This is a genomic window from Streptomyces sp. NPDC048191, from assembly GCF_040652655.1.
In the GTDB taxonomy this organism is placed as follows: domain Bacteria; phylum Actinomycetota; class Actinomycetes; order Streptomycetales; family Streptomycetaceae; genus Streptomyces.
In genome coordinates, this window is sequence record NZ_JBEZMO010000064.1 from 1 (window position 1) to 8,043 (window position 8,043).

At 72.6% G+C, this 8,043-nt stretch carries 8 protein-coding genes; 5 read left to right on the plus strand and 3 right to left on the minus strand.

Annotation, left to right across the window (positions count from 1 at the left end; translation table 11 throughout):
* Positions 1–98 precede the first annotated feature (98 nt).
* Both AB0D93_RS41015 and AB0D93_RS41020 read left to right on the plus strand, forming a co-directional pair.
* Complete coding sequence (locus tag AB0D93_RS41015) at positions 99–1,103, plus strand: hypothetical protein (RefSeq protein WP_362131703.1); 1,005 nt, start codon at positions 99–101, stop codon at positions 1,101–1,103.
* Positions 1,104–1,451: 348 nt separating this feature from the next.
* On the plus strand, positions 1,452–2,810 hold the full coding sequence (locus tag AB0D93_RS41020; RefSeq protein WP_362131724.1) for a N,N-dimethylformamidase beta subunit family domain-containing protein: 1,359 nt from the start codon (positions 1,452–1,454) through the stop codon (positions 2,808–2,810).
* A gap of 11 nt (positions 2,811–2,821) precedes the next feature.
* Here AB0D93_RS41020 and AB0D93_RS41025 read toward each other — a convergent pair whose 3' ends face one another.
* Positions 2,822–3,712 (minus strand): SDR family oxidoreductase, encoded by an 891-nt coding sequence (locus AB0D93_RS41025; protein ID WP_362131706.1) that lies wholly within the window; start codon positions 3,710–3,712, stop codon positions 2,822–2,824.
* 71 nt (positions 3,713–3,783) lie between these two features.
* On the minus strand, positions 3,784–3,966 hold the full coding sequence (locus AB0D93_RS41030; protein ID WP_362131709.1) for a hypothetical protein: 183 nt from the start codon (positions 3,964–3,966) through the stop codon (positions 3,784–3,786).
* Positions 3,967–4,125: 159 nt separating this feature from the next.
* Between AB0D93_RS41030 and AB0D93_RS41035 the strand changes: the two genes are divergently transcribed.
* Positions 4,126–4,329 (plus strand): hypothetical protein, encoded by a 204-nt coding sequence (locus tag AB0D93_RS41035; RefSeq protein WP_362131712.1) that lies wholly within the window; start codon positions 4,126–4,128, stop codon positions 4,327–4,329.
* Positions 4,330–4,437: 108 nt separating this feature from the next.
* Here AB0D93_RS41035 and AB0D93_RS41040 read toward each other — a convergent pair whose 3' ends face one another.
* Positions 4,438–5,343 carry a LysR family transcriptional regulator gene (locus AB0D93_RS41040; protein WP_362131715.1) on the minus strand — a complete coding sequence of 302 codons (906 nt, stop codon included), beginning with the start codon at positions 5,341–5,343 and terminating at the stop codon, positions 4,438–4,440.
* A 146-nt stretch (positions 5,344–5,489) separates the two neighbouring features.
* Between AB0D93_RS41040 and AB0D93_RS41045 the strand changes: the two genes are divergently transcribed.
* On the plus strand, positions 5,490–6,608 hold the full coding sequence (locus AB0D93_RS41045) for a PrpF domain-containing protein (protein ID WP_362131718.1): 1,119 nt from the start codon (positions 5,490–5,492) through the stop codon (positions 6,606–6,608).
* The gene (dctA, locus tag AB0D93_RS41050; protein ID WP_362131721.1) at positions 6,605–8,002 is read left to right on the plus strand and encodes a C4-dicarboxylate transporter DctA; all 1,398 of its coding nucleotides are present in this window, start codon (positions 6,605–6,607) and stop codon (positions 8,000–8,002) included. The genes AB0D93_RS41045 and dctA overlap by 4 nt, the downstream gene beginning before the upstream one ends.
* The last annotated feature ends 41 nt before the right edge of the window (positions 8,003–8,043 follow it).

Here is an 8,043-nt window from a genome sequence, read left to right on the forward strand (position 1 = left end):
CCGGACGGTGACCGGGGGCGCGTGCGCACGCCGCCGAAGGGAGTGGCCGGCCCCCGGCCGCTCGCGGGGCCCCGGCCGCCCGGCGGACACTGGGCCCCATGACACGCACGCGTGCACCCGCCCCTCCCCCGCCCGGCCGCCGTACCGTTCTGGCGGCCCTGGCCGGTATCGCGCTCGGTGTGGCGGGCTGCTCCGGCAGCAAGGCTCCGCAGGCGCAGCCGTCCCGGGGGCCCGCGACCGGCTCGCCGTCGCCCTCCCCCTCCCCCGCTCCCGCTCTGCCGCGCACCACCCCCTGGCGGCCCACGCCGGCCGAAGTCCAGCCGCCCGCGAAGCTGCGCGCCGTGCGGCTCGTGGAGGCGATCGGCGCCTGGGCCGACGGGCACGGCGGAGCGGGGGCGGCCCGTGCGAGGGTCGCGGCGCTCGGGCTGCCGACGGCACTCGTGGCACAGGCCGGCCCGTTGCTGCCGACGGCCGACCAGGCGGCGCTGCAGGTCGTGGACGCGCAGTACGGCGGAATCCTGACCCGGTCGGCCAGCGTGCTGGTGGTGTGCCGGCAGTGGACCCGGCGCGGTGGCACGGTGAGCGCCGGCGGGACGACGGTCGACGTGCGTCTCTCCCGGTCGGGGTCCGCCTGGACGGTCGACGCCCTGCATCCGGCCCACCCGGGGCCACCCGTGCGGTCGCCCGCGCCGGACATCCGGACCGTGCTGAGCGACGACCGGATCGTGCTGCCGCCCGCCGCGGCGGCGGACCTGCGCAGCGGCCGGGTACACACGAGCGTGGCGCGGGCGATGCTCGCGCTGGCCCGGACGTACCGGCTGGAGGTGAGCGTCGTGCGCTCCGGGCATCCGCTGGACGTGTTCGGCACCAGCCGGCCCAGCGACCATCCGCGCGGCCGGGCCTTCGACGTGTGGCGGATCGACGGGCACGCGGTCGTCGACCCGGCGACGTCACGCGGTCTGATCGAGCGGTTCATGCGGGACGCGGCGGCTGCCGGGTCGTACAACGTGGGCGGTCCCGTGCTGCTGTCGGGCGGAAGTGCCGGTCAGTTCTTCAGCGACGCCACCCATCACGACCACGTGCACATCGGCTTCCGTACCTGACAGCGCTGGCCTCGTCACCCGTTCGGCCGTACCTCCGGTGCCCCCGCGGGGCGTGTGCGCAGGGCCTTCCGGCCCGGCTTCGGCCGGTTCCGCGGGTTGCGCCGGCCGCGCGGGCGCCGGGACGCTGGAGCGGACTCGCACCCGGGAGGTGAAGTGGCTCCGGCACACGACACCACGCCGTCGGACGGCCTCGGCCGCCGGCGTTTCCTCAGCCTGTGCGCGGGCGCCGGCCTCGGCACGGCCGCCGCGTGCACGGCGGCACCGTCGCATCCGCACCCCGCCACGGCCCCCGCCGGGCGGCTCCGGCCCGAGGCCGAGCAGGACGCCCCGGGCACCGCCGACTGGCGTGTGGTCTCCACCGGCCCGCCGGACGCGGTGACCGGCTATCCGGACCGGGTCAGCGTGACCCCGGGTGAGCAGTTCGGGCTGCATGTGTCCACCTCCGCGGCGACGTTCCGGGTGTCCGCGTTCCGGGTCGGCTGGTACGGGGGCCGGCAGGCCCGCCGGATCTGGGTGTCCGAGCGCGTACCCGGCCGCACCCAGCCGGCCCCGCGCCTGCTGCCCGCCACGCGCACGGTGCGCGCCGACTGGCCGGTGACGCTCCCGGTGGACACCTCGGGCTGGCCGGAAGGCGCCTACCTGCTGCGGCTCGAGGCGGACACCGGTCACCAGCGGTACGTTCCGCTGATCGTCCGCTCCACCGAGGGCGCCGGCCGTACGGTCCTGCTGCACGCCCCGGCCACCTGGCAGGCGTACAACCGCTGGGGCGGCAGCAGCCTCTACAACGGCGCGTCCGGCGCGTACGCCACCCGCTCCCTCGCGGTGAGCTTCGACCGGCCCTACGACGGCACCGGTGCGGAGAAGTTCCTGGTGTACGAGCGGGCGCTGGTGGTGCTGGCCGAGCGCCTCGGCATCCCCCTCGCCTACACCACGGGCGTCGACGTGCACCGCGACCCCGGGGTGCTGCGCGGCGCGCACGCCGTCGTGTGCCTGGGTCACGACGAGTACTGGACACCGGAGCAGCGGGCCCGGGTGACCGCCGCCCGGGACGCCGGGACGAACATCGCCTTCCTCGGCGCGAACACGTGCTTCCGCCGGATCCGGCTGGAGGCCGGGGAGGGCGCGGACGACCGCACCGTGGTCTGCTACAAGACCGCCTACCGCGCCGACCCCTGCTACGACTCGCACCCCGCGCTGGTCACCACCGACTACCGTCTCGCGCCCGCCGCGGATCCCGAGTCGTCCCTGACCGGCGTGCTCTACGAGGGCTATCCGGTCGACGCTCCCTATGTCGTCCGGGCCGCCGGTCACTGGCTGTACGACGGCACCGGCGTACGCTCCGGCGACGGCTTCGCGCATCTGGTCGGCGTGGAGTACGACCGGATCACTCCTGGCTCACCGCTCCCCGGGCCGCTGGAGATCATCGCGCACTCCCCGCTGGTCTGCGGCGGGCGGGCCAGTCACAGCGATTCGGCGTACTACACGGCCGCCAGTGGCGCCGGCGTGTTCGCGACCGGCACCATGCGCTGGGTGGAGGGCCTGGTGGCCGGGACGGGCGAGCTCGGACGCGACCACGGCATGGACGCCCGGACCCGCGCCTTCGTCACCCGCACCACGGAGAACCTCCTGCGTACGTTCGCCGAGGGTCCCGCGGCCCGGCACGCCACACCACCGCGCGCCAACGTCCTTGCCGTGTACGGTGCCTGACGTCCCTGACGTCAGGGAAGCGGAGTGCCGCCGGTCGCGTTGAGCACCTCGGCGGTGATGTAACTCGCCTCCGGGGAGGCCAAGTAGACGTAGGCCGGGGCGAGTTCGGCGGGCTGGGCCGGGCGGCCGAGCGGGGCCTGCTTCCCGAACTCCCTGGTGTCCGGCATGGTCGACGGGATCAACGGCGTCCACACCGGCCCCGGGGCCACCGCGTTGACGCGGATGCCGCGCTCGGCCACCATCTGCGCGAGCCCCTGGGTGAAGGTCACGATCGCGCCCTTGGTCATGGCGTAGTCGAGCAGGTGCGGGCTGGGCTTGAACGCCTGTACGGACGTGGAGTTGATGACGCAGCCGCCGGCCGGCAGGTGCGGCAGGGCGAACTTGGTGAGCCAGAACATGCCGTACAGGTTCGTCCGCATGACCCGGTCGAACTGCCCGGTGCTGATCGCCTCGATACCGTCCGGCTGGGACATCTGGTAGGCGGCGTTGTTCACGAGCACGTCGATACGGCCGAACTCGGCGACCGCCCGCTCGATCAGCGCCCGGCAGTTGTCCTCCTCCCGGATGTCGCAGGAGACGGCGACCGCCTTGCGTCCGGCGTCCTCCACCAGCCGGGACGTCTCGCGGGCCTCGTCCTCCTCCTCGGCGAGATGGGTGAACAGCACGTCCGCGCCCTCGCGGGCGAACGCCAGCGCCACGGCCCGGCCGATCCCGGAGTCCCCTCCCGTGATCACGGTCTTGCGGCCCTGAAGCCGGCCCGCGCCGCGGTAGGAGTCCTCGCCGTGGTCGGGCGGCGGATCCATCGGGCCGGTCCAGCCCGGATGCGGCTGGTCCTGGGAGGGGAAGTCAGGGCGGGCGTGCCGGGTGACCGGGTTCGGCCGGTCACCGTACTGGTCCGTCACGGCGGCCTCCTGCGTCTCAGGCGGACGGGACGGCGACCGGGTTCCCGGATCACATGGGCCGAAAAGCCCGGTCAGTCGGTCGCCGCGTGCCGTCCCCGCGACCGCATGTACTCCCTGCGGGCGTTGTTGTAGATCCGCAGGAGATGCTTGGCCACGGCGCAGGCCGCGCCGTCGGCATGACACTGACGGCACGTCCGCACGTGCTGCTCGTAGGTGAGGCGCGCGTTTTCCAGCGCATCGTTGAGAGAAGACATGGACATCTCCGGGCAGGGCGCGTCCGCTGAACGCGTCAAGTTGACTGACTGGTATACCCAGAGACAAGGTGATCATGTTACTGGCGGTACTGGGAAACCCGTACTGACCGTCACCGCTGAGCGGTGGTGTTCGCCCCGTCCAGTGCCTAGCCCCTTCAGGTGGGCCACCTCAAGAGCGCCGTCAAGTACGTGCAGGCCGCGCACCCGGACGAGGCGCTGCCCCGGATCCGCGACCGGGCGCACCGCCCCCACCCCGCAGTGGAAGACATCGACCATGCTCTCGGCCTGGTCACGGCCGGAGCCGACGCTCGCCACTCTCACCTCGGACCCGTGCTCCTCCCGGATCACGAGCCCAACACATGACCAGGGTTGCTTGGCGCCGCCCGTTGCCCACTCCGACACCGATATGCGGGGGCCTGGGTTCCCCGCGGTGAGCGTGACGGTTCCATGACCGGCGGGCGTGGTTCGGGGTCAGAGGGTTCGGGCCGCAGCGGCGTCGCGGAGGAGTCCGGCGAAGGTCAGGGCGGCGGGGGTGAGCGAGTGGTCGGCCATGTGAACCAGGAGGATGCGGCGGATGGGGGCCGGCGGCTGGAGGGGCAGGACGTTGACGGCGGGCCGGATGCCCTCCAGGGCCAGGGTGGGGGCGAGGGCGACGCCGATGCCGGCGGCGACCATGGCCTGGGCTTCCTGGTAGTCGTGGGCCTCGTAGGCGATGTGGGGCTCGAAGCCGACGGCGCGGCAGCCGCGGACGAGGGCTTCGGCCACCGGGTGATGGTCGGCGCGGGTGATCCAGGGGTCGTCTGCGAAGTCGGCGAGTGAGGCGGCGTCACGGCCGGCGAGGGGATGGTGGTCGCTGACGAGAAGGGCCGGCGGGTCATCGAGGAGTGGGGTGACGACGATGTCCTCCCGGTCGATTCGGCACCAGTCGTAGTCCCACATCAGCGACATTTCGATCTCCCGGTTCTCCAGCATCGTCCAGAGTCCGGCGATGCGGGCGCTGCGGACGGTCAGCCGTACGTCGGGGTGGGCGTCCCGGAAGGCGATCACGGCCTGCGGGAGGAGGGAGGCGCCGACCGTGGGGAAGGTACCGATGCGCAGTGTGCCCGCGCGCAGACCGGCGTAGTCGGCGAGTTCGTTCTCCGCGGCGTGCAGTTCGCGTTCGATCCGTTGCCCTCGTTCGGCCAGCGCCCGTCCGGCGTCGGTGAGGGTGACACCCCGGGCGTGGCGTTCCAGCAGGGGCTGTCCTGCCTCCGTTTCCAGGCGGCTGATCTGCTGCGATACCGCTGACGGTGTGTAGTTGAGGGCGCGGGCGGTCGCTGTCACCGAGCCGCGCCGGGCGACCTCCGTGAACAGCAGAATGCGCCGGACGTCGAGCATGCTGCCACCTCCAGCGTTCACTTCACCTTAATAGCCATGCAGATTTCCGAGATTGTACTTCACGCTGTCGTAACCCACCGTGGAGGACACCACGCACGGCGAGACCGTCGGTGGACTTCCCCTTCCATGGCTGTGAGGAGTCGGTTGTGCTGCGTCTGCAGGGCGAGATGATCCGCGGAGGAACCAGCAAGTGCTGGATCTTCGACCACCGCGACGTGGTCGCCACGGGCGTGGATGTCGATGCCCTGCTGCTCGCCGCCTTCAACGCCGCCGACCCCCGTCAGATCGACGGCGTGGGCGGCGCTTCCTCCACCACCTCCAAGGCCGCCGTCGTACAGGCGTCGACCCAACCCGGCGTGGACGTCGAGTACGCCTTCGCACAGGTCGGCATCGGCGACGAGCGCGTGGAGTGGGCCAGCAACTGCGGCAACTGTGCCACCGCCGTGGCCCTGTACGCCGTCCACCACGATCTCGTGCCGATCGCATCGGACACCACCACCGTCCGCATGCTCAACGTCAACACCGGGGCCCGCCTCACCGGCACGATCCCCACCCCCGCGGGCGTGGCCCCGGAGGAGGGGACGGCCGTGGTCCCGGGTACCTCGGCACGGGGCGTGCCGGTCCTGCTCGGGTTTCAGGACCCGGCGGGCTCGACGACCGGCCGCGCTCTGCCGACCGGCCGGGCACTGGACGAGCTGACCGGCCCGGACGGTCCAGTCGAGGCATCCCTGGTGGACGCCGGCGCTCCGGCCGCGCTGTTCGAGGCCAAGGCGTTCGGCCTCGACGGTACGGAATCCCTCGCCGCGTTCGCCACCGCCGTGCCCGCGCTGACGTTGCTGCGCCGCCAGGCAGCGCTGGCCATGGGTCTGGCCCGCGAGGGCGATCCGGTCAGCCACGCGGTGCCGAAGGTGGGCATCGTCGCCCGGCCCGCGCTCTATCGCACCACGCAGGGCATGCTCGTCAACCAGGACGAGTACGACCTGGCCGTGCGCATGGTCTCCATGCACGCCCCGCACCCGGCGATCGGCCTGACCTCCGCCGTGGCCCTGGCCACGGCCGCCGCCACCCCCGGCACCCTCGCCCACCGCGTCGCCCGGCAGACCGCCGACGGCGCGCTGCGCCTGGGCACCCCCGCCGGCGTGGTCACCACCCGAGCCGTCCCCGCACCGGACGGCGCGTCCCCCACGGTGCTGCTGCACCGCGCTGCCCGGCGTATCGCCCGAGCCGAACTCCTCGTTCCCGTCCTGGAAGGACGCCCCGTATGAGCCGCAACGACGCCGCCCCGGGTACCGTCACCGCACCACCGGGCCGCATCCGCCGGATGCTGTCCCACCTGTACGTCCAGTGCCTGATCGCCGTCCTCCTCGGCGCCGCCGTGGGCTGGCTGCGGCCGTCCGTCGGCGCCGACCTGAAGCCGCTCGGCGACGGCTTCATCGCGCTGGTGAAGATGTTCATCGCGCCGATCATCTTCTGCACGGTCGTGCATGGCATCGCCTCCATGGGCAACGCCCGCGCGGTCGGCCGCGTGAGCCTGAAGGCCCTGGTCTACTTCGAGGTGCTGACCACCGTGGCCATGGTGATCGGCCTGGTGGTCGTCAACGTCGTCAAGCCGGGCAGCGGTCTGCACGTCGATGTCTCGACCCTGTCCGCCAAGGGCCTGCCGCCGGAGTCGACCACGGCCCATGAGGGCTTCGCCGAGTTCCTCCTCGCCATCATCCCGGCCACCCTGGTCAGCGCCCTGACCGGCAACGAGATCCTTCCGGTGCTGCTGGTGTCGGTGCTGTTCGGCTTCGGCCTGCACGCCGGCGGAGAGGCCGGCCTGAGCATCGCCCGGGGCGTCGAGAAGTTCTCCGCGGTACTGTTCACGCTCATCCGCTGGATCATGCGGCTGGCTCCCCTCGGCGCGTTCGGCTCGATGGCCTTCACGATCGGCCACTACGGCCTGGGCACCCTGCGCCACCTGGCCCTGCTGGTCGGCTCGTTCTGGCTGACCGCCCTCCTTTTCGTCCTGGTCGTCCTCGGGACCGTGATGCGCCTGAACGGACTGCGGCTGCTGCCCTTCTTGCGCTACATCAAGGAAGAGCTGCTGATCGTCCTGGGCACCTCCTCCACCGAGCCCGTCCTGCCGCGCATGATGGCCAAGCTCCAGCACGTGGGCGCCTCGAAACCGGTCGTCGGCATCACGCTGCCCGCCGGGTACTCCTTCAACCTCGACGGCACCGCCATCTACCTGACCATGGGCTCGGTCTTCCTCGCCCAGGCCCTCGGTATCCACCTCAGCCTCACCCAGCAGCTGGGCATGCTCGCCGTCATGCTGCTCACCTCCAAGGGCGCCGCGGGCGTCACCGGCTCAGGCTTCATCGCCCTGGCCGCCACTCTCAGCGCCGTCCCCCACGTCCCGGTCGCCGCCCTCGCGCTGGTCTTCGGCGTCGACCGGTTCATGTCCGAAGCCCGCGCCCTGACCAGCCTGGTCGGCAACGGCGTCGCCACCCTGGCCGTCGCCCGCTGGGAGGGCGAGCTCGACGAGGACCGAGCCAAGGCCGTCCTGCGCGGCGAGATCCCCTACGCCCCTGCTCCCGCCCCTTCTGCGGTGCCGGCCGAGTCCGATCCGAAGGAGACGCCCGCACCGACCCGCGACCCCGTTCCCGCCGCAACCTGACGGCGCGTGGGCGGGCCGGCCCGGAGCAGACGCTCCGGGCC